This is a genomic window from Streptodolium elevatio (assembly GCF_053592165.1).
Map to the genome: position 1 here is coordinate 264,700 of NZ_JBSFVE010000006.1, position 19,181 is coordinate 283,880.

General features: G+C 71.1%; 16 protein-coding genes and 1 riboswitch. Of the genes, 8 read left to right on the forward strand and 8 right to left on the reverse strand.

Going from position 1 to position 19,181, the window contains the following annotated elements; genetic code table 11:
- Positions 1-85: 85 nt before the first annotated feature.
- The 4 genes from cydD to hisC all read right to left on the reverse strand — a co-directional run bounded on the left by cydD (position 86) and on the right by hisC (position 7,992).
- Positions 86-3,901 (reverse strand): thiol reductant ABC exporter subunit CydD, encoded by a 3,816-nt coding sequence (gene cydD / locus ACWD12_RS14545; RefSeq protein ID WP_450099828.1) that lies wholly within the window; start codon positions 3,899-3,901, stop codon positions 86-88.
- Between the two features lie 69 nt (positions 3,902-3,970).
- Complete coding sequence (gene cydB, locus ACWD12_RS14550) at positions 3,971-4,987, reverse strand: cytochrome d ubiquinol oxidase subunit II (protein WP_450099829.1); 1,017 nt, start codon at positions 4,985-4,987, stop codon at positions 3,971-3,973.
- 39 nt (positions 4,988-5,026) lie between these two features.
- Entirely contained in the window at positions 5,027-6,490 is a 1,464-nt protein-coding gene (locus ACWD12_RS14555) for a cytochrome ubiquinol oxidase subunit I (protein ID WP_358347074.1), read from the reverse strand.
- A gap of 413 nt (positions 6,491-6,903) precedes the next feature.
- Positions 6,904-7,992 carry a histidinol-phosphate transaminase gene (gene hisC / locus ACWD12_RS14560; RefSeq protein WP_450099830.1) on the reverse strand — a complete coding sequence of 363 codons (1,089 nt, stop codon included), beginning with the start codon at positions 7,990-7,992 and terminating at the stop codon, positions 6,904-6,906.
- Positions 7,993-8,281: 289 nt separating this feature from the next.
- On the opposite strand from hisC, the gene ACWD12_RS14565 reads away from it, so the two are divergent.
- The 3 genes from ACWD12_RS14565 (at position 8,282) to ACWD12_RS14575 (ending at position 11,718) form a co-directional block, all read left to right on the forward strand.
- Positions 8,282-9,361, forward strand: a complete 1,080-nt coding sequence (locus ACWD12_RS14565) for a LacI family DNA-binding transcriptional regulator (RefSeq protein ID WP_450099831.1) — start codon at positions 8,282-8,284, stop codon at positions 9,359-9,361.
- A 299-nt stretch (positions 9,362-9,660) separates the two neighbouring features.
- Complete coding sequence (locus tag ACWD12_RS14570; RefSeq protein WP_358347081.1) at positions 9,661-10,587, forward strand: metallophosphoesterase family protein; 927 nt, start codon at positions 9,661-9,663, stop codon at positions 10,585-10,587.
- 405 nt (positions 10,588-10,992) lie between these two features.
- Positions 10,993-11,718 (forward strand): hypothetical protein, encoded by a 726-nt coding sequence (locus ACWD12_RS14575; RefSeq protein ID WP_450099832.1) that lies wholly within the window; start codon positions 10,993-10,995, stop codon positions 11,716-11,718.
- 83 nt (positions 11,719-11,801) lie between these two features.
- On the opposite strand, the gene ACWD12_RS14580 is transcribed toward ACWD12_RS14575, so the two are convergent.
- Positions 11,802-12,161: a hypothetical protein gene (locus ACWD12_RS14580; protein WP_358347086.1), complete on the reverse strand. Its 360-nt coding sequence runs from the start codon at positions 12,159-12,161 to the stop codon at positions 11,802-11,804.
- Positions 12,162-12,190: 29 nt separating this feature from the next.
- Positions 12,191-13,603, reverse strand: coding sequence for a VWA domain-containing protein (locus ACWD12_RS14585; RefSeq protein ID WP_450099895.1), 1,413 nt, complete (start codon positions 13,601-13,603; stop codon positions 12,191-12,193).
- Positions 13,604-13,732: 129 nt separating this feature from the next.
- Between ACWD12_RS14585 and ACWD12_RS14590 the strand changes: the two genes are divergently transcribed.
- The 3 genes from ACWD12_RS14590 to ACWD12_RS14600 are packed head-to-tail and all read left to right on the forward strand — an operon-like array spanning position 13,733 to position 15,625.
- Positions 13,733-14,602, forward strand: coding sequence for a metalloregulator ArsR/SmtB family transcription factor (locus ACWD12_RS14590; RefSeq protein WP_450099833.1), 870 nt, complete (start codon positions 13,733-13,735; stop codon positions 14,600-14,602).
- Entirely contained in the window at positions 14,599-15,198 is a 600-nt protein-coding gene (locus tag ACWD12_RS14595) for a dihydrofolate reductase family protein (protein ID WP_450099834.1), read from the forward strand. The genes ACWD12_RS14590 and ACWD12_RS14595 overlap by 4 nt, the downstream gene beginning before the upstream one ends.
- A 40-nt stretch (positions 15,199-15,238) precedes the next feature.
- Positions 15,239-15,625, forward strand: a complete 387-nt coding sequence (locus ACWD12_RS14600) for a signal peptidase I (protein ID WP_450099835.1) — start codon at positions 15,239-15,241, stop codon at positions 15,623-15,625.
- Positions 15,626-15,757: 132 nt separating this feature from the next.
- Here ACWD12_RS14600 and thiC read toward each other — a convergent pair whose 3' ends face one another.
- Complete coding sequence (gene thiC, locus ACWD12_RS14605) at positions 15,758-17,524, reverse strand: phosphomethylpyrimidine synthase ThiC (RefSeq protein WP_450099836.1); 1,767 nt, start codon at positions 17,522-17,524, stop codon at positions 15,758-15,760.
- Positions 17,515-17,623: riboswitch (TPP riboswitch) on the reverse strand. (Overlaps the previous gene by 10 nt.)
- An 88-nt stretch (positions 17,624-17,711) precedes the next feature.
- Between thiC and ACWD12_RS14610 the strand changes: the two genes are divergently transcribed.
- On the forward strand, positions 17,712-17,912 hold the full coding sequence (locus ACWD12_RS14610) for a hypothetical protein (RefSeq protein WP_358347097.1): 201 nt from the start codon (positions 17,712-17,714) through the stop codon (positions 17,910-17,912).
- 38 nt (positions 17,913-17,950) lie between these two features.
- A complete protein-coding gene (locus ACWD12_RS14615; RefSeq protein WP_450099837.1) occupies positions 17,951-18,142 on the forward strand; it encodes a DUF397 domain-containing protein in 192 nt (63 codons plus the stop codon).
- Here the strand turns inward: ACWD12_RS14615 and ACWD12_RS14620 are convergent.
- On the reverse strand, positions 18,120-19,172 hold the full coding sequence (locus ACWD12_RS14620) for an NAD(P)-dependent alcohol dehydrogenase (RefSeq protein WP_450099838.1): 1,053 nt from the start codon (positions 19,170-19,172) through the stop codon (positions 18,120-18,122). The genes ACWD12_RS14615 and ACWD12_RS14620 overlap by 23 nt on opposite strands.
- Positions 19,173-19,181 lie beyond the last annotated feature (9 nt).

The following is a 19,181-nucleotide window of genomic DNA, read 5'->3' on the forward strand; positions in this document are numbered from 1 at the left end:
GGTGTCTTTGATGGATATTCAGAGCATATGAGCGGGGTGGCGGAGCGGGACCGCTCAGGACACGACCGCGCGGCTGCGTGCCGGGTCAGGCGGGACGCAGGACGGACTCCGTCGCGGCCTCGCGCTCGCGCAGGACACGGAACGGGCCCTGGGCTTCGGTGAGCTCGGCCCACGTCCCGCGTTGCACGACCCGGCCCGCGTCGAGCACCACGATCTCGTCGACGTGCTCCAGACCGGCGAGCCGGTGCGTGATGAGCACGGTCGTGCGGTCCTCGGTCGCGGCCAGCAGGTCGGCGGTGAGCGCGTCGGCGGTCGCGAGATCCAGGTGTTCGGCCGGTTCGTCGAGGACGACGATGTCGAAGTCGGCCAGCAGCACGCGTGCGAGCGCGAGCCGCCGGCGCTGGCCGCCCGACATGCGCGCGCCGTGCTCCCCGACCATCGTGTCCAGGCCGCGCGGCAGGCTGTCCACCCAGTCGAGCAGCCGGGCGCGGGCGAGGGCGTCGCGGATCGCGGCGTCGTCGCAACCGGGCCTGGCGAGGCGCAGGTTCTCGCGTACGGAGCTGTCGAAGATGTGGGCGTCCTGCGCGCACAGGCCGACCGCCCGGCGTACGGCGTCGCCTTCCAGGTCGGTCAGGGCGGCGGACTCGGGACGCGGGCCGGTCGACGCGGTCAGGCGTACGTCGCCGCCCTCGGGGTCGAGGAAGCGCAGCAGCACGTTGGCGAGGGTCGTCTTGCCGGACCCGCTCGGGCCCACGACCGCGACGCGGCGGCCGGGAGCGAGGTCGAGGTCGACGGCGTCGAGCGCGGCCGGCCCTTCCGGCGTCCAGCGCGCGGTCAGCCCGCGTACGTGCAGGCTGTGCGGGGCGGGCGGGAGCGGCACGGGGTGCGCGGGTTCGTGCACCGGTTCGGGGGCGTCGACGACCTCGAAGACCCGGGCTGCGGCGCGGCGGGAGGATTCGAGGTGGCGTCCGGCCGACGGCAGCACGGCGGTCGCCTCGAAAGCGGCGAGCGGTGTGAGGACGACGAGCGCGAGCAGCACGCCGTCCAGGCGCCCCGCGGCGACGGCCGCGACGCCGACGACCGTGCAGCCCCACACCGTCGCGCCGGTGGCGAGCGCGGCGAGGCCGGCGCCGAGGCCGGCGCCCTGGGCCTGGCGGGCCTCGGTACGGCGCAGCCGATCGTCGGTGCCGTCGAGTGCGGCGAGTCGGGCCGGGGCGGCGCCGGCCGCGATCAGTTCGGGGGCACCGCGCAGGAGTTCGGTGACGCCGGTGGACAGGTCGCCGCGCACGGCGGCGATGCGGCGCTCGGCGCGGCGGGCCACGCGGGCGGCGGTCCACGGGACGACGACGCCCGCGGTCAGGAGTCCGGCGGCGAGCACGGCGCCGGCCTCGGGGAGGAAGGCGCCGGTCACCCCGACGGCGGCGACCCCGACGACGACGGCCACCGCGGCGGGGAGCAGCGCGCGGAGGAAGAAGTCCTGGACGGCGTCGACGTCGGCGACGAGGCGGGAGAGCAGGTCGCCGCGGCGGAAGGCGGGCAGGCCGGCGGGGGCGAGGCGTTCGAGCCGCTCGTACACGGTCACGCGGAGCCGGGCCAGGATGCGGAAGGCGGCGTCGTGGGAGACGAGGCGCTCGGCGTAGCGGAAGACCGCGCGGGAGATGCCGAACGCGCGGACGGACGTGACCGCGACCATCAGCGTGAGGACGGGCGGGTGCTGCGACGCGCGGGAGATCAGCCACGCGGAGGTCGCCATCAGGCCGACCGAGCTGCCTAGGGCGACCGCGCCGAGCAGGACGGCCAGCGCGAGGCGGGAGCGGACGGGACGGGCGAGGGCGAGAAGGCGGCGGAACGTCGACGTGCGGGCACTCCCCGGGCGGCCCACGTGGGCGAGGCCGCCGTCGTCGAGCCCTTCGTCGTTGAGGCTTGCGTCGTCGAGCCCTTCGTCGTCGAGGGGGCTTGCGTCGTTGAGGCCGTCGTCCTTGCGGCCTGTGGACGACGGCGCGTCGGTCCGATCATCGGCAGACACCTGGGAATCCGCGGCGGCGCTTTCGGCGCGAACTCCGGTAGACCCCCGGAGTGGGGGCGCGTTGCCCTTGTCGGATGATCCGACCACAGCCTCGATCTGTGGACGACGGCCGTGCGTTTCGGCGGCCACTCCATTAGACCCCCGGAGTGGGGGCGCGTTTCGGTTGTCGGATGATCCGACCGCGGCACTCTCCAGGCGCACCACGTGGTCCGCCACCGCCAGCAGGGCCGGACGATGCGCCACCAGCAGCACGGTCCGCCCGTACGCGAGCCGCCGTACCGCGTCGACGACCGCCGCCTCGCTCTCCCCGTCCAGGTTCGCGGTCGGCTCGTCCAGCAGCAGCACCGGCCGGTCGGCGAGGAACGCCCGGGCCAGTGCCAGCCGCTGCCGCTGACCGGCGGACAGCCCCGCCCCGTCCTCGCCCAGCTCGGTGTCCAGGCCGCCCGCCACCGCGACGAACTCCTCGGCGTGCGCCGCTCGCAGGGCCTCGCGCAGCGCCGCGTCGTCCGCATCCGGCGCCGCCATCCGCAGGTTCTCCGCGATGGTCCCCGCGAACAGGTACGGCCGTTGCGGCACCCACGCGATCCGGGACCGCCACGCGTCCGCGTCCAGGTCCGCCAGGTCGATCCCGTCGACGGTGATCCGTCCCGAGTCAGGCGCCACAAAACCCAGCAGCGCGGCCAGAACCGTGGACTTGCCGACCCCGCTCGGCCCGACCAGCGCGGTCGTCTCGCCGGGCCGCAGCACGAACGAGGCGCCCGCGACCGACGGTTCGGTCCGGTCGGGTCTGCGTACGGTCAGGTCCTCGACCCGCACCACCGCGTCCCGCCCGGGCGTCCGGAGCCCGGCCGAGGCGGCCGCGTCGGCCCCGGCCGAGGCACCGTCGGTCGCCGCCGCCCCGTCCGCCCCGGCTCCCGGCACCGGCGTCTCGACGATCGCGAACACCCGTTCCGCCGCCGTCAGTCCCTCCACACTCGCGTGGTACTCGGCACCCACCTGGCGCAGCGGCAGGTACGCCTCCGGCGCCAGGATCAGCACGACCAGCGCCGTGTGCAGGTCCATCTCCCCGTCGACCAGCCGCAGCCCGACCCCCACCGCGACCAGCGCGACCGAGATCGTCGCGAGCAGTTCCAGCGCGAACGACGACAGGAACGCCACCCGCAGCGTCTTGAGCGTCGCCTTGCGGTAGTCGTCGGTGATCTTGCGGATCGATGTGGCCTGCGCCTTCGCGCGCCCGAAGACCTTGAGCGTCGGCAGCCCCGCCACGACGTCGAGGAAGTGCCCGGCCAGGCGCGCGAGTACGTCCCACTGCCGGTCCATGTACTTCTGCGTCGCCATCCCGATCAGCGCCATGAACAGCGGGATCAGCGGCAGCGTGACCACGATCGTGGCGGCCGAGATCCAGTCGCCGGTCACGATCCGCGCGACGACCGCGACCGGGACGACGACGGCGAGCACGAGCTGCGGCAGGTAGCGGGCGAAGTAGCCGTCGAGCGCGTCGATGCCGCGCGTCGCCAGCGTGGTCAGTTCGCCGGTCCGGGCGCCGGTGAGCCAGGCCGGGCCCAGCCGCATCACGTGCGCGAGCAGCTTGCCGCGCAACTGCGACTTGACCGCGGCCGACGTGCGGTGTGCGGCGACCTCGGTGAGCCAGGCCGCCAGTGCCCGCCCGGCCGCGACCAGCGCGAGTGCGATCAGCGGCGTACGCAGCTCCGCGACGCCCTTGCCGTCCTCGAACGCGCCCACGATGAGCGTCGCGAGCAGCCCCGCCTGCACGATGACGAGACCCGCGCCCACCACCCCGAGGACGACCGTGAGGGCGAGGAACCCCCGGGTGGCTCGGGCGTGGCGCAGCAGGCGCGGGTCTACGGGCTTCATCGTCTCTTCCGTCGTCCGGACCGCTCCGTCGCGGCGGTCCGATTGCTCGTGGTGCGTTCGGGCAGGCCCTCAGCCCGCGCCGTGCGGCACCGTCGTCGGGATGTTCTTGGTGCCGATGCGCTTGCGGAACACCCAGTACGTCCAACCCTGGTAGCACAGCACCACCGGGGTCATGATCGCCGCCACCCAGGTCATGATCTTGAGCGTGTACGGCGTCGACGCGGCGTTCGTCGTCGTCAGGTTGTAGGCGGAGTCGATGCTCGACGGCATGACGTCCGGGAACAGTGCCAGGAACAGCATCGCCACCGCCGCGATGACCGTCACGCCCGACATGGCGAACGTCCAGCCCTCGCGCCCGATCCGGTTCAGCGCCAGCGCCGCGAGCAGCGCCGCGACCGCGATCACCATGGCCACGAGGCTCTTGCCGTTGCCGCTGTCGGCCTGGGTCCAGATCAGGAAGGCCAGGGCGAGCACCGCGGTCGCGAGCCCGAGCTTGAAGGCCAGGGCGTTGGCGCGCTCGCGGATGTCGCCGACCGTCTTGAGCCCGACGAAGACCGCGCCGTGGAAGGTGAACAGCACGAGCGTGACCAGGCCGCCCAGCAGCGCGTACGGGTTGAGCAGGTCGAGCAGGTTGCCCACGTACTCCTTGTCGGCGTCGATCTTGACGCCGCGCACGATGTTGGCGAACGCGACGCCCCACAAGAACGCCGGGACCAGCGAGCCCCAGAAGATCGCGTTCTCCCAGTTCCGCTTCCACTTGGCGTCGTCGCGCTTGGCCCGGTACTCGAAGGCGACGCCGCGCAGGATCAGCGCGACCAGGATGATCAGCAGCGGCAGGTAGAAGCCGCTGAAGAGGGTCGCGTACCACTCCGGGAACGCCGCGAACGTGGCGCCGCCGGCGGTGATCAGCCACACCTCGTTGCCGTCCCAGACCGGCCCGATGGTGTTGATGAGCACGCGGCGCTCGGTCTCGTTCCGGGCCAGGCCCTTGGTGAGTATTCCGACGCCGAAGTCGAATCCCTCCAGGAAGAAGTAGCCGACCCACAGGACGGCGATCAGGATGAACCAGACGGTGGTGAGTTCCATTGCAAGCCTCGTTCGAGTTGCTGGGGTCCGGGCCCGCGCTCAGTACGCGAAGGCGAGCGGGCGGTCGGCGTCGTCCTCGGCGTCGTCGCCGGACGCCGAGTCCGGCCCTCCGTCGGGACCGCCGGGTCCGCGCGGCTTCGCCGGTTCGACCTCCGGTGGTCCGGCGACGACGTAGCGCCGCAACAGGCCCACCTCGACCACCGCGAGCACGCCGTACAGCAGCGTGAAGACGATGAGCGAGGTCAGCACCTCGCCCGTGGAGACGCTGGGGGACACCGCGGACTCGGTCTTCAGCACCCCGAAGACGACCCACGGTTGGCGGCCCATCTCGGTGAAGATCCAGCCGAAGGAGTTGCCGGCGAGCGGGAAGGCGAGCGTCCACAGGCCGGCGCGCCAGATCCACTTGTTGGTCGGCAGCGCACGCTTCTTGCGGGTGAGCCACAGGCCGATCGCGCCGACCGCGAACGACGTCATGCCGAACCCGATCATGAGGCGGAAGCCCCAGTACGTGACGGGGATGTTGGGCCGGTAGTCGCCGGGCCCGTACTTCGCCTCCATCTCGCGCTGGAGGTCGTTGATGCCGGGCAGCTCGGCGTCGAAGTCGCTCTTCGCGAGGAACGACAGCGCGCCGGGCACCTCGATGGCGACCTTGTTGTGGCCCTGGCTCACGTCGCCGTACGCGAAGATCGAGAACGGCGCGGGCTGCTCGGTGTCCCACAGCGCCTCGGCCGAGGCCATCTTCATGGGCTGCTGCTCGTACATGATCTTGCCCTGGAAGTCGCCGGTGACGGCGACGCCGAGGCCCGCGACGACGGCGACCCACAGGCCGAGCCGCAGCGACGGCCGGAAGACCTCGACCTCGTTGCGCTTGCGCAGGTGCCAGCAGCTGATGCCGACGATGAACGCCGCCGCGGTCAGGAAGGCCGCCGTGATGACGTGCGCGAAGGCGCTGACCGCGGTGTTCTGGGTGAGCACCGCGACGATGTCGGTCAGTTCGGCGCGTCCGCTCTCCGGGTTTATCCGGTAGCCGGTCGGGTGCTGCATCCACGAGTTGGCGGCGAGGATGAAGTACGCCGACAGGATCGTGCCGATCGCGGCCGCCCAGATGGTGGCGAGGTGGATCTTCTTCGGCAGGCGGTCCCAGCCGAAGATCCACAGGCCGAGGAAGGTCGATTCGAGGAAGAACGCGACCAGCGCCTCGATCGCGAGCGGCGCGCCGAAGACGTCACCGACGAAGCGGGAGTAGTCCGACCAGTTCATGCCGAACTGGAACTCCTGCACGATGCCGGTGACCAGGCCCATCGCGAAGTTGATCAGGAAGAGCTTGCCCCAGAACTTGGTGGCCCGGAGGTAGTGCTCCTTGCCGGTGCGGTACCAGGCGGTCTGGAGGCAGGCGACGAGTGTCGACAGCCCGATCGTCAGGGGGACGAACAGGAAGTGGTAGACGGTCGTGATGCCGAACTGCCACCTGGCTACGTCCAGCGGATCGAGGGCGAGGTCCACGGACGACCTCCTCCGAAAAGTCGTTCTGGTCGGTATGCATGGGGATGATGCTGATTGGCGGACTGAGTAGGTCTGACTGGGCTTTGCTGCTTTTGATGGGCCTTGATCGATCTTGATGTGACTTGCGCAGATACTTCGGTTTCTCACGGTGCACGGCACATGACCCGGCCTCGGGCCGCCCCCTGCCACACCCTCAGTCGTGCGCTGTATCGGGACGAACCCGGAGCTAGCGGCACATCGAGCGACGTGACGAGCAGCACGACTTTGTGCATGCATTCACAAAGTCGGGCTTGTGCATCCGTTCACAAACTCTAGCGAGGGGGTTCCGGGGGCAAACACGGGGGGTCGGTACGCGGCCTTTGCGGCTCGTGTACCGACCCCCCGTGGCGATCTCCGGGCGGCGTGCGCCCGGCTCAGACCAGGCGCGAGGCGACGTCCAGGAACAGGTCGTTCGCCTCCTTCTCCCCGATCGTGACGCGGCAGCCCTCGCCGTCGAACGGGCGCACCGTGACACCCGCCGCACCGCACGCCGCCGCGAACTCCAGCGTCCGGGCGCCGAGCCGCAGCCAGACGAAGTTGGCCTGCGTCTCCGGCACGGTCCAGCCCTGCGCGCGCAGGGCGTCCACGACCCGGGTGCGCTCGACGACCAGCGCGTCGACGCGCTCCAGCAGCGCGTCCTCGGACCGCAGCGACGCGACGGCGGCGTCCTGCGCGAGCTGGCTCACCCCGAACGGCACCGCGGTCTTGCGCAGCGCCTCGGCGACCTGCTCGTGCGCGACGGCGAAGCCCACCCGCAGGCCGGCCAGCCCGTACGCCTTCGAGAACGTGCGCAGCACGGCGACGTTGGGCCGGTCCCGGTACAGCTCGATGCCGTCCGGGATCTCCGGGTCGCGCACGAACTCCTTGTACGCCTCGTCGAGCACCACCAGCACGTCGGACGGCACGCGGTCCAGGAAGCGCACGAGCGCGTCGCTGCGGACCGCGGTCCCGGTCGGGTTGTTGGGGTTGCAGACGAACACCAGCCGGGTCCGCTCGGTGATCGCGGCGGCCATCGCGTCGAGGTCGTGCCCCTCGTCCGGCAGCAGCGGCACCTGCACCGAAGTGGCGCCGGAGATCTGCGTGATGATCGGGTACGCCTCGAACGACCGCCACGCGTAGACCACCTCGTCGCCCGGCCCCGAGGTCGCCTGCAGCAGCGACTGCGCGACGCCGACCGACCCGGTGCCGGTCGCCACGTGCTCGGGCGGCACCCCGAAGCGCTCCGCGAGTTCGGCGGTCAGCTCACCGCAGGACATGTCCGGGTAGCGGTTGAACGACGCCGCGGCCGAGGCCACCTTCTCCAGCACGCCGGGCAGCGGCGGGTAGGGGTTCTCGTTGGACGAGAGCTTGTAGGACGGCGCCCCGGAACCGGCCGCGGCGGGGCGTCCCGGCTTGTACGCGGGCAGGGTGTCGAGCACGCCGCGCAGGCGCGGCCCGCTGCCGGCGGGGTTGTCGTGGGTCACCGTCGTCCTCCACTGGATGGCCGTCGAAGGGTGGTCGAAGGGGCGTCGAAGAGATGCCGGAGGGTTCCGCCCGGCCCGCGGAACGCGCCGGGAACCCTGCCTCACCTTACGTTTCCGCCTCCGGCGGGCTCGCCGCCGGGCATACCGGACCGATGCCGCCCATCCCGGCCCCGTTCGGGCGCCCGCGCAATCGACACCTTCAGGACCAGGTATGCGGAAAATGGTTTCTTCGCAAAAGGAACCCCATGCCCGGCGTCAGAAGACCCGAACGGCCCTACTGTCAATGGCGATGACTGTTGACCAGGGGGCTCCCGGACGGCGGCCCACACGCGTCGGCATCCGGGACGTGGCTGCCGCGGCCGGGGTGTCGATCACGACCGTCTCCGACGCGCTCAACGGCAAGGGCCGACTGCCCGACTCCACCCGCGTGCACGTCCGCGAGGTCGCCGACCGCCTCGGCTACCGGCCCTCCGCGGCGGCGCGCACGCTGCGCACCGGCCGGTCCGGGCTGATCGGCCTCACCACGACGAACCACGCCGCGGAACCGTTCGCGCTGACCGAGTACGGCTGGTTCACCGAACTGGTCCGGGCGGCCACCGGCGCCGCCCTCGACCGGGGCTACGCCCTGGTGGTGCTGCCCACCTCCTCGCGGCACGACGTGTGGAGCAACGTGGCGCTCGACGGGACGATCGTCGTCGACCCGGCCGAGGACGACCCGATGGTCCGCGAACTGCTGCGGCGCGGCGTGCCGGTCGTGACCGGCGGGCACCCCGGCGACAGCACCGTGCACGGCTGGGTCGACATCGACCACGCCCTCGCGATGGAAACGGTCCTCGACCACCTCGCCGAGGCGGGCGCGCGGCGGATCGCGCTGCTCACGTCGCAGGAGGGGACGTACGCGCGGCGGTGCGTCGACGCGTACCGCGCGTGGTGTGCCGAGCGCGGGCGCGAGCCGCTGGTCGAGGCCTACCCGCCGAACACGTCGGGAGCCGCGGGAGCCGCCGCGGGCCGACTGCTCGACCTGCCGGCCGCCGCGCGGCCCGACGCGGTCTACGGCCTGCACGAGGGCTGCGGCGGCGAGTTGCTGGCCGCCGCGCGGGCGCGCGGACTGCGCGTCCCGGAGGACCTCTTGGTGGCGGCGTGCGGCGAGGAGTCGGCGCACGCCGCCGAACCGGGTCTGACCACGCTCAGCCTCCAGCCCAGGGTGGCCGGAAGCAGCGCGGTCGAGCTGCTGGTCGGGGTGATCGAGGAGGACGCGGCACGGGTCGGCCCCCGGGTACCGGCGCAGCGTACGGTGCCCATCCGCCTGTCGGTACGGGCCTCGACACGGCGCGGCGCCACGGGTTCTGACGGTTTGTCCGCTTCCTGATCTCGCCCGTACGGCGCAGCGGCTGTCCGCGACACGCACCCGAATACGCGGGACGCGCGATGTCTGGGGGCAGTACCGTTCCCCGATTCGCCCGCGCAAGATACGGTCACGGCACGGCGTCCTCATCAGACGGTGAATCGAACGGTGGAAACAACAGCGAATCGGACGGTGATCGGATGGTGTTCGCACCCCGGGCACCGCAGCCGTACAGCTCCGCAGTGCGTCATGCTTCATGACAGGCGTCACCCCCACTGCGGCCGCTGGGCAGGCGTGGGGGCGCGGAAGAAAGGAATCGTCTCGTGAGCATCGCCTCGGGAGCGCCCGGCACAGGCGGCGCGGTCGACGTCGAGGACGCGCCGCTCTACGTGGTGGGCGACGTGCACGGCCATCTCGACGAGCTCGAGGCGGCCCTGCGCGAGCAGGGCCTCATCGACGAGGAGGCGCGCTGGAGTGGCGGTGCGGCGCGCCTGTGGTTCCTGGGCGACTTCACCGACCGGGGCCCGGACGGCATCGGCGTGGTCGAGCTCGCGATGCGCCTCGCCGAGGAGGCCTCGGCGGACGGCGGCAGCTCGCGCATGCTGCTCGGCAACCACGAGATCCTGCTGCTGGGCGTGTACTTCTTCGGCGACCACCCGGTGCCGGTCGCGGGCGGTGCCACCACCTTCCGGGAGATCTGGCTGCGCAACGGCGGCCTCCAGTGGGACCTGGACCGCTTCACCGACGCGCAGGCGCAGTGGCTCGCGTCGCAGCCCGTCGCCGCGGTGGTGGACGGGTACCTGCTGATCCACTCGGACAGCAACGCGTACCTCGAATACGGCAGCACCATCGAGGACATCGACGGCGAGATCGCCGAGATGCTGCGCGACCCCGAGCCTCTGCCGTGCTGGGACCTGTTCCGCAATCTGACGCGGCGCGGTGCGTTCATGGGCGAGGCGGGGGCGAACGCGGCGGCCGATCTGCTGGGCGAGTTGGGCGGGCGGCACATCGTGCACGGCCACACGCCGATCCCGTACCAGACCGGCGAGGACCCGTCGACCATCAACGGCCCGCGTGTGTACGCCGACGGCCAGGTCATCAACCTCGACGGCGGCATCTACCTCGGCGGGCCGTGCCTGGTCGCCCGGCTGCCGCTGACCGAGCGGCCGCCGGCACCGGCGCCGCCGACCGCCGACGAGGAGACGATCGGCATGGTCTACGACATAGACGAGGACCCCGAGTACGACTGACGCGCCCGACCGCGCGGCCGAGGCTCTTTGCCGACCTTCGCGTCGGCCTTCGTGCCGACTTTCGTGCCGGCCTTCGGATCGACCTTCGGCCGCTGGTTGCCCGGCCGTGTGCGATTCGCGTGCAATCCGTCCGCCAGGTGTCGGTCGGAGTGGTGTCAATCCGCGTAGAAGCCGATTCCGACCAAAAGTGCAATCCTGGTCGACAAGAGGGAATTCCCTGGGGCAAAACCACCGTTCCGGGCTCTACCATCGGGATATCCGCTCCGCGACCGCCGGGTAGCGAGGCGGGCGAACGATCGACCCGAGCCGGTCGTCGTACCGGACTCCGACGCGTCGCCTCCCGTGCGTTCGGCGGAACGGGGGGCAGACGCGGGCCCATTCGCGCGGTCGATCTCGGGGGATCCGATGCACAACGACCAGCACCCTCACCCGTTCCATTACGAGGAACACCGGCGGCAGTTCGAGCGGATCGTCGACGACGCGCTGCACCAGGACGACATCGCCAGGGCATTGGCGGAATCGCCGGAGTTGAACGCCGAGCAGTTGCGTACCGCGACGCTCGCCCACGCCGACACGATCGCGGCGAAGACCCCGGTCGAGTACCGGCGCCTCGTCGACAGCGAGGAGCGCTCGAACCCCTCGCAAGGCGAGCAGGCCGCAACTCCGTTTGCCGAGACGGCCGAAGGCGTCGGGTTCTTCGCGCTGGCCACGTCGATCACCATCATCGTGGCGGCGATTTCGGCGGCGGTGTTCCTGGTGGCCTACTACGTGATCAAGGCGACCACCGACCACGACAAGGGCGTCGCACCGGTACGCCTGGTCGGGGTGGCCTCCCTGGTGATCGCGCTCGGCGCGGCGGTGCTGGCCGGTCTCGCGATGCTGCTGCACGCGGGCCGCAACCGGCGAACTCCCGCCGTGGACACGGAAGTCCGACTGGCCCGCGAGGAGTGGCAGGCAGCCGTACTCCATCGGGGGGTGCTCCCCTTCATGTCCACCATGCTCGCCGCGGCGGCGGCCGGCACGGACGCACGTGTCATACCGCTCCAGGCACCGCGCAACGGCAGCTCCCGCCGCGGGCGCAAACGCGAGCACGAGCCAGAAGGCGACCAGCCCACCGACGCGGTCCGCTGATCCGCCCAGCCATCCAGCCGCCCAGCCGCCCGGTCCCCCAATCCCCGGGCGGCACACGGGCGGTGCCGTGGGAGCGGACCGCGTCAGACCGCGGTGTCGCCGAGTGAGTCGACGTACGTTCGGGCTTGGCGGGCCATCTTCCGCCACAGGGCGAGCGTGGCCGCCTCGTCCGCCTGCGCGGGGAAGGCCACCCACTCGCGCATGGACCGCGTGCCCATCGTCACGCGTACGGCGGCGCCCTCGTCGACGAGCAGCCGGGCACGGTCCTCGGGGAGCTTCACGATGAGCCCGCCGTCGTGCCCGAGGAATGCGAAGACCTTGCCGTCGACGCGAAGTCCCGGGCTGCGGAACATGGTTCCCGTGTCGATGCCGTACTCGTCCTCGAATCCCGCGGCGATCCTGGCGAACAGGTCCTGGTTCGGCTTCTGGCGACGGGGGCTCATCGGCTGCTCCTCGGGCAGGGCGTTGCTGTTCAGAGGATGCCGGCGGCGCGGGCCGCCTTGATCCAGGACGGGAATTCCGACAGCAGTCGGTCGTACAACTCGGCGTCGGAGATCTTGGCTATGTCGTCGACCGCGAAGAAGCCCGCGTTGTCGACGCGGCGGCCGGGCATGGTGTCGAACCGTTCGAGCACCCCGTAGTTCGCCCGCCCGAGACCCACAAACTGCCAGAAGATCGGCTCCTCGACGGCCGCCCGCAGCTCGCTCTCGATCTCGTTGTTGCGGTAGACGCCGCCGTCGGAGAAGAACAGCACGAGGGTGGGGTCCTGGGCCGGGGTCTGGCGGACGTACGTGCGTACGTCGGCGATGACCTTCTGCTCCTCGTTCTGGATGCCGACGATGCGCATGTCGACCTGGGCCGGGTGCAGTCCCTTCTTGCGCTTGGACGGTCGGCCGAACAGGCTGATCTCCCCGACGCGTACGTGGAGCCGCAGCCACTCGGGGAGTTCGCCCAGCACCAGGTCGGGCAGTCGCGCCGAGTGCGAGGCGAAGGTCCATGCCTGCATCTCGCCGTCGTCGTCCAGCAGCGCGGCGACGGCCGCCATCCGCTCCACGACGTCCGTGACGATGCCCTTGTCGTACAGCGGACTCATCGAGCCGGAGGCGTCCAGGACCAGGATGACCCGGGCCCGGACCCCTTCCGCGCCGTGCTTGCGGAGGCTGACGGCGACCTGCTCCTTGCGCAGCGAGAGCCGCTTCCGCATGTCGACGGGCAGGCGTTCCTCGCCCCTGGTGAAGCGGACCTGCGAGCCGGCCGCCGCGGGGGCCGGCTGGGTGGGCAGCGGGGGCGGCAGGATCGCCTGGCCGGGTGCCGGGCGGGCGGGCGCGGGTGCAGGCGGCGCAACGGGGCGCGTGGCCGCGGGCGGCGGATCGTCGACGCTGATCCCGAAGTCGGTCGCCAGTCCCGCGAGTCCGGACGCGTACCCCTGCCCGACCGCGCGGAACTTCCACTGCCCGCCCCGCCGGTACAACTCGCCGCTGACGAACGCGGTCTCCGTCGTCGCCGCCATCTCGAACCGGGCGAGTTCGGCCTGCGTCCCGGCCTCGAAGAGGCGCAGCACCAGCCCGGCCATCTGGCCGAAGGTCCCGCCGTCCGCCGACGCGCACAACACGATCCGCTCGATGCCCGGTTCGACCTTCGCGAGGTTCACCTCGACCGCGTCCCACGCCGCGTCGCCCGCCGTCTGCTTGCCGAGGTGCCGTACCGCGCCCGAGGCGTGCCGCGGTTGGTTGTAGAAGACGAAGTCGTCGTCGTCACGCACCCGTTCGGCCGCGGTCAACAGCAGCGCCGACGCGTCGGCATCCGGCGAGCCCGGCCGCGCGGTCCACGCCAGCACGGCGTGCACCGCCGACGCGGCGACCGGAATGTTCGTGCCCTTGCCCATGGAAGTCGCAGTCACACAGCCAGTGTGCCGACGAATCCGGCGTGCGGCAGGAGTCGGTGACCCGGGCACGGACCGGACAGCCCAAGATATTCCTTGACACGAATATTCGTGTTGAAGAATACTTGAGCCATGGACGCACTCCTCGCCGCACTGGCCGACCCGGCTCGCTGGCGGCTCGTGACCCTGCTGGCCGAGCGCCCCCGCCCGGTCGGCGTTCTCGCGCAGCTCGCCGACGCGCGGCAGCCGCAGACGACCAAGCACCTCCAGACCCTTGAGCGGGCCGGCGTCGTCACGTCCCAGCGCACCGGGCAGCGGCGCATCTACGCGCTGCAACCGGGCCCCCTGCGAGAGCTGGCGGAAGCACTCGGGCGGTTGGCCGACACGGCGGACCAGGCGGAGGGCTCGCGGGCGACGTACGAGCGCTACGGGCTCGGCCTCGACGCGGAGCGTCGCGCGGCGGACCGGGCGGGGTGGGCCGACGACCGCTCGTTCCGGTTCCGGCGGTCACTGCCGGGCACCCCGGAGGCGGTCTGGCGGCACCTGACGGAGGCCGCGCTGCTGGCCCGTTGGTGGACACCGGACGACCTGCGCGTCTCGGAGATCGTCTTCGAGGCACGGCCGGGCGGGCGGATCGTCCAGGAGTACCGCGACGCCGAGGACGACGGGACCGACCTGGTCGCCGGGCGGGCGGAGGGCACCGTCGACGAGGTACGCCCCGCCGAGCACCTCGCGTACCGGCTCTCCCCGCTGCTCCCCGACGGGAGCACCGCCTTCACCGCCCACCTCGACCTGCACCTGCGGCCGACCGGCACCGGCACCGGCACCGGCACGGACCTCGACGTGCACTTCGGGATCAGCGACAGCGCGGTCGAATCCGCGGACTTCGTCGCGGGCATCGAGATCGGCTACGGCCAGAGCCTCGACAACCTCGCGGCGGTCCTTGCCGCAGAGACGGCCGAAACACACCACGGCAACACCGACAAAGGGAGTTCGAAATGACCCAGCAGACCACCCGCCGCCGCGTCGTCACCAACATGTCGCTCTCCATCGACGGCCGCTACGCCAAGACCGACCCTTTGGACATGGGCTGGGTGATGCCGTACGCCGTCACCGACGTCGCCCGCGACCACCTGGCCAGCCTGTGGGAGCCGGCCACGACCGCACTGCTCGGGCGGGTCAACGCCGAAGGCTTCCTCGGCTTCTGGCCCACCGTGATCGGGGCGGAGGGCGCGGACCCGCGTGACGAGGCCTTCGCGAAGTGGCTCGTCGACACGGACAAGGTCGTCATGTCGTCGACGCTCGACGAGGCACCGTGGGAGCGCACCACGATCGTCGACCGCCCCACCGCCGATGCGGTGGCGGACCTCAAGGCGACCGAGGGCGGCGACATCCTCGTGCTCTCCAGCGCAAGCGTCATCAAGGACCTGCTGGCCGCGGACCTGGTCGACCGCCTGGCGCTCACCGTCTTCCCGATCGTCCTGGGCACCGGCCCCCGACTGTTCGAGGACGGGCTGCCCGCGGGCGATTGGAAACTGACCCGCGAAGCCGCCGGTGCGCACGGCACGTTGGCCCTCGCCTACGACCGGGTGCGGTGACCGCTCGGGCGGGACCGCGCAACTGCTAACGTCCGAGCGCGTGAACGACAGCGTGTATGTGGGCAACGCGGGCAAGGATGCGGCACTGGACCGGGGTTGGCTCCTCGGGCACTTCAAGGACGTCGACGACCCCCGTCACAGCAAGGACGTCGAGATCAAGTGGGGCGTCCACCCACCTGGCGACGAGCGGGCGCAGTGGGTCGAGGGCGAGGCGCGTACCGCCCTACTCGTGCTGATCAGCGGCCGCTTCCACGTACAACTCCCGGGCCGCACCGTGGTCCTGGAGCAGCAGGGCGACTACGTCGTATGGGGCCACGGTGTCGACCACTCGTGGTTCGCCGAGGAAGAGTCGGTGGTACTGACGGTGCGATGGCCCTCCCTCCCCGGCTACGCGGTCCCCCGACCCGAGACACCATCCCGTATCTGACCACACCGGGTTGCCCTCCTCTGTAGCCGAGTCCGCTGGGCGCCGTGCGGTGAACACGACGCGTTCGGGCGCCGTGGCCGGGGGCTGGTTCGCCTCTTCGGACACGGCGCCCTGTCGGCGCGTCTGCGCCGGTCAGTCGGCGGCGAGGGGGAGGTAGACCCTGCCTCCTTGGGCGGCGAACTCGGCGGACTTGGCCTGCATTCCGGCCAAGGCCTCCGCGTCGTAGGCGCTGTCGACGGCGGACGAACCGTCGCCGTGTTCGTCGCGGATCTGCCAGGAGATCTTCATCGAACAGAACTTCGGACCGCACATGGAGCAGAAGTGCGCGGTCTTGGCGGGCGCCGCCGGGAGCGTCTCGTCGTGGAACGCCCTTGCCGTGTCCGGGTCGAGGGCCAGGTCGAACTGGTCCTGCCAGCGGAACTCGAAGCGGGCGTCGGAGAGCGCGTCGTCCCATTCGTGCGCGGTCGGGTGGCCCTTGGCCAGGTCCGCGGCGTGCGCGGCGATCTTGTACGCGATCACGCCCGCCTTCACGTCGTCCCGGTCCGGCAGCCCCAGGTGTTCCTTCGGCGTGACGTAGCAGAGCATCGCGGTGCCCCACATGCCGATCATGGCGGCGCCGATCGCGGACGTGATGTGGTCGTACCCGGGCGCGATGTCCGTGGTGAGCGGGCCGAGCGTGTAGAACGGCGCCTCGTCGCAGATCTCCTGCTGGAGGTCGATGTTCTCCTTGATCTTGTGCATGGGCACGTGGCCCGGCCCCTCGATCATCACCTGCACGTCCATCTCGCGGGCGATGCGGCCGAGTTCGCCGAGCGTGGTCAGCTCGGCGAACTGCGCCTCGTCGTTCGCGTCGTACGTGCTGCCGGGGCGCAGGCCGTCGCCGAGCGAGTAGGTGATGTCGTACTGCCGCAGGATCTCGGTCAGTTCACGGAAGTTGGTGTAGAGGAAGTTCTCCTCGTGGTGCGCGAGGCACCACGCCGCCATGATCGAGCCGCCGCGCGACACGATGCCGGTCTTGCGGCGCGCGGTGAGCGGCACGTACCGCAGCAGTACGCCCGCGTGCACGGTCATGTAGTCGACGCCCTGCTCGGCCTGTTCGATCACGGTGTCGCGGTAGAGCTCCCAGGTCAGCGCCTCGGGCTTGCCGTTGACCTTTTCGAGCGCCTGGTAGAGCGGCACGGTGCCGATCGGGACGGGCGAGTTGCGGACGATCCACTCGCGCGTGGTGTGGATGTCGTCGCCGGTCGAGAGGTCCATGACCGTGTCGGCGCCCCAGCGGATCGCCCACACCAGCTTGTCCGTCTCCTCCTCGATTGAGGAAGTGACGGCGGAATTGCCGATGTTGGCGTTCACCTTCACCAGGAAGTCCTTGCCGATGATCATCGGCTCGATCTCCGGGTGGTTGACGTTGGCGGGCAGCACCGCCTTGCCGGACGCGATGGCGTCCCGGACGGCCTCGGCCGGCAGGCCTTCGCGAATCGCCACGTACTCCATTTCGGGCGTGATCTCGCCGCGGCGGGCGTACGCGAGTTGGGTGACCGCCTTGCCGCCGACCGCCCGGCGGGGGCGGACGACGTCGGTGCCGGGCAGCGCGCCGAGGGCGGCGATTCGGCCGTCGTACCGCTCGGTGTCGCCGCGCTCGTCGATCCACGCGTCGCGGATGCCGGGGAGGCCGCGCCGTACGTCGACCTCGTAGGCGGGATCGGTGTACGGGCCGGAGGTGTCGTAAAGGCGCACCGTCGAGTCGTTGGTCAGGTGCACCGTGCGGACGGGAACGCGCAGGTCGTCACGCGATCCGATGAGGTACTGCTTGTGGTGCGCGGGCGAGATGGCACCCGTGGTGACGGCGCCCGTGGTCGTGGCACGGGCAGGCTGGGACGCGTTGTGCGTCGACGACATTGAAAGCTCCCTACGCCGGCATTACCCGGTCAGGTTCTGCGGTCGGCGCGGCGTCAACGCCCTCTCAGCCCGGTGCCCCGAGCTCCCGCGTGTATCTGTCGACACATACCCTCGCACACGCCCGCCCGCCGCGACCAGAGGGAGATCCGCACAGCGTTCGGGGCCGTCCCGGCCGGACAATGGGCGCATGGTCGGCTTGCGGGGCAAGGTGACGGGGCGCATCGGCCCCGGTCTGGTGGGCGAAGTCATGGTCCGCGTGCGCGGCGGATCGGAGGCTTTTCTGGCGTACCCGGTGACCCCGGGCGAGAGCTTCGAACCGGGGCAGTTGGTGACCGTCGTCGAGTACCAGGCACCCCGCACGGTGTACGTCCAGTCCGCCTTCGGCTGACCCGCGTTCCGATTCCTCGCTGCGGGGTTGAAAGAGCGGTGACCGCCAATCTGGTCTGGCGTAAGTCGTCCTACTCGTCAACGGCCGACGACGGCCGCGTCGAGGTCCCTCCGCTCGCCCGGCATGCAGGTGTCCGCGACAGCATGGATCGCTGTCGCGGACACCTTTCGCTCTCCCCCTGTGCCTGGAGGCACTTCCTCGAATCCGTCAGATCGTCGCCGTGTCGATGACGAAGCGGTAGCGGACGTCAGAGGCGAGTACGCGGTCGTACGCCTCGTTGATCCGGTCGGCGGAGATGACCTCGATCTCCGCGCCGAGCCCGTGCTCCGCGCAGAAGTCCAGCATCTCCTGGGTCTCCGGGATGCCGCCGACCATCGAGCCCGCCAGCGTCTTGTCGCCGCCGATGATCGAGAACAGGTTGATCGGCGTCGGCTCGGACGGCGCACCGACGTTCACCATCGTGCCGCGCGTCTTCAGCAGCCCCAGGTACGCGTCGAAGTCCATGTTCGCCGACACGGTGCTGACGATCAGGTCGAACGTCCCCGCGAGCTTCTCGAACGTCTCCGGGTCACCCGTCGCGTGGTAATGCGTCGCACCGAGCTTCAGGCCGTCGTCCTTCTTCCGCAGCGACTGGCTGAGCACCGTGACCTCGGCGCCCATCGCGGCCGCGATCTTGACGCCCATGTGACCGAGGCCGCCGAGACCGACGATCGCGACCTTCTTGCCCGGCCCGGCGCCCCAGCGCTTGAGCGGCGAGTACAGCGTGATGCCCGCGCACAGCAGCGGCGCGGCCGCCTCCAGGCTGATGCCCTCCGGGACCTTCAGCGCGAAGTCCTCGGTGACGACGATGTGCGTGCTGTAGCCGCCGTACGTCGGCTCCCCGTCCGGGCCGATCGGGTACGTCCCGGTCGCACCGTTCAGGCAGAACTGCTCAAGCCCCTCGACGCAGTTCTCGCAGGTCCCGCAGGAGTCCACGAAGCAGCCGACGCCCACGCGGTCGCCGACCTGGTGCCGGGTCACGCCGGCGCCGACCGCCGCGACGATGCCCGCGATCTCGTGGCCCGGCACCATCGGGAAGGGAGCCTCGCCCCACTCCTCCTTCACCTGGTGGATGTCCGAGTGACAGATCCCGCAGTACTTGATCTCGATCAGGATGTCCCGCTCGCCCAGCGCGCGGCGCGGGATGGTCACGCGCTCCAGCGGAGCCTTCGCGGCGGGGGCGGCGTACGCGGCGACAGTGGTGGTGTCGGTCGTGCTCATGGAGGGGAT

Coding starts and splice junctions, on each gene's coding strand:
- cydD (WP_450099828.1), bottom strand. CDS start 3,901: ATGAAGCCCGTAGACCCGCGCCTGCTGCGCCACGCCCGAGCCACCCGG.
- cydB (WP_450099829.1), bottom strand. CDS start 4,987: ATGGAACTCACCACCGTCTGGTTCATCCTGATCGCCGTCCTGTGGGTC.
- ACWD12_RS14565 (WP_450099831.1), top strand. CDS start 8,282: ATGACTGTTGACCAGGGGGCTCCCGGACGGCGGCCCACACGCGTCGGC.
- ACWD12_RS14575 (WP_450099832.1), top strand. CDS start 10,993: ATGCACAACGACCAGCACCCTCACCCGTTCCATTACGAGGAACACCGG.
- ACWD12_RS14580 (WP_358347086.1), bottom strand. CDS start 12,161: ATGAGCCCCCGTCGCCAGAAGCCGAACCAGGACCTGTTCGCCAGGATC.
- ACWD12_RS14585 (WP_450099895.1), bottom strand. CDS start 13,603: ATGGGCAAGGGCACGAACATTCCGGTCGCCGCGTCGGCGGTGCACGCC.
- ACWD12_RS14590 (WP_450099833.1), top strand. CDS start 13,733: ATGGACGCACTCCTCGCCGCACTGGCCGACCCGGCTCGCTGGCGGCTC.
- ACWD12_RS14595 (WP_450099834.1), top strand. CDS start 14,599: ATGACCCAGCAGACCACCCGCCGCCGCGTCGTCACCAACATGTCGCTC.
- thiC (WP_450099836.1), bottom strand. CDS start 17,524: ATGTCGTCGACGCACAACGCGTCCCAGCCTGCCCGTGCCACGACCACG.
- ACWD12_RS14610 (WP_358347097.1), top strand. CDS start 17,712: ATGGTCGGCTTGCGGGGCAAGGTGACGGGGCGCATCGGCCCCGGTCTG.
- ACWD12_RS14620 (WP_450099838.1), bottom strand. CDS start 19,172: ATGAGCACGACCGACACCACCACTGTCGCCGCGTACGCCGCCCCCGCC.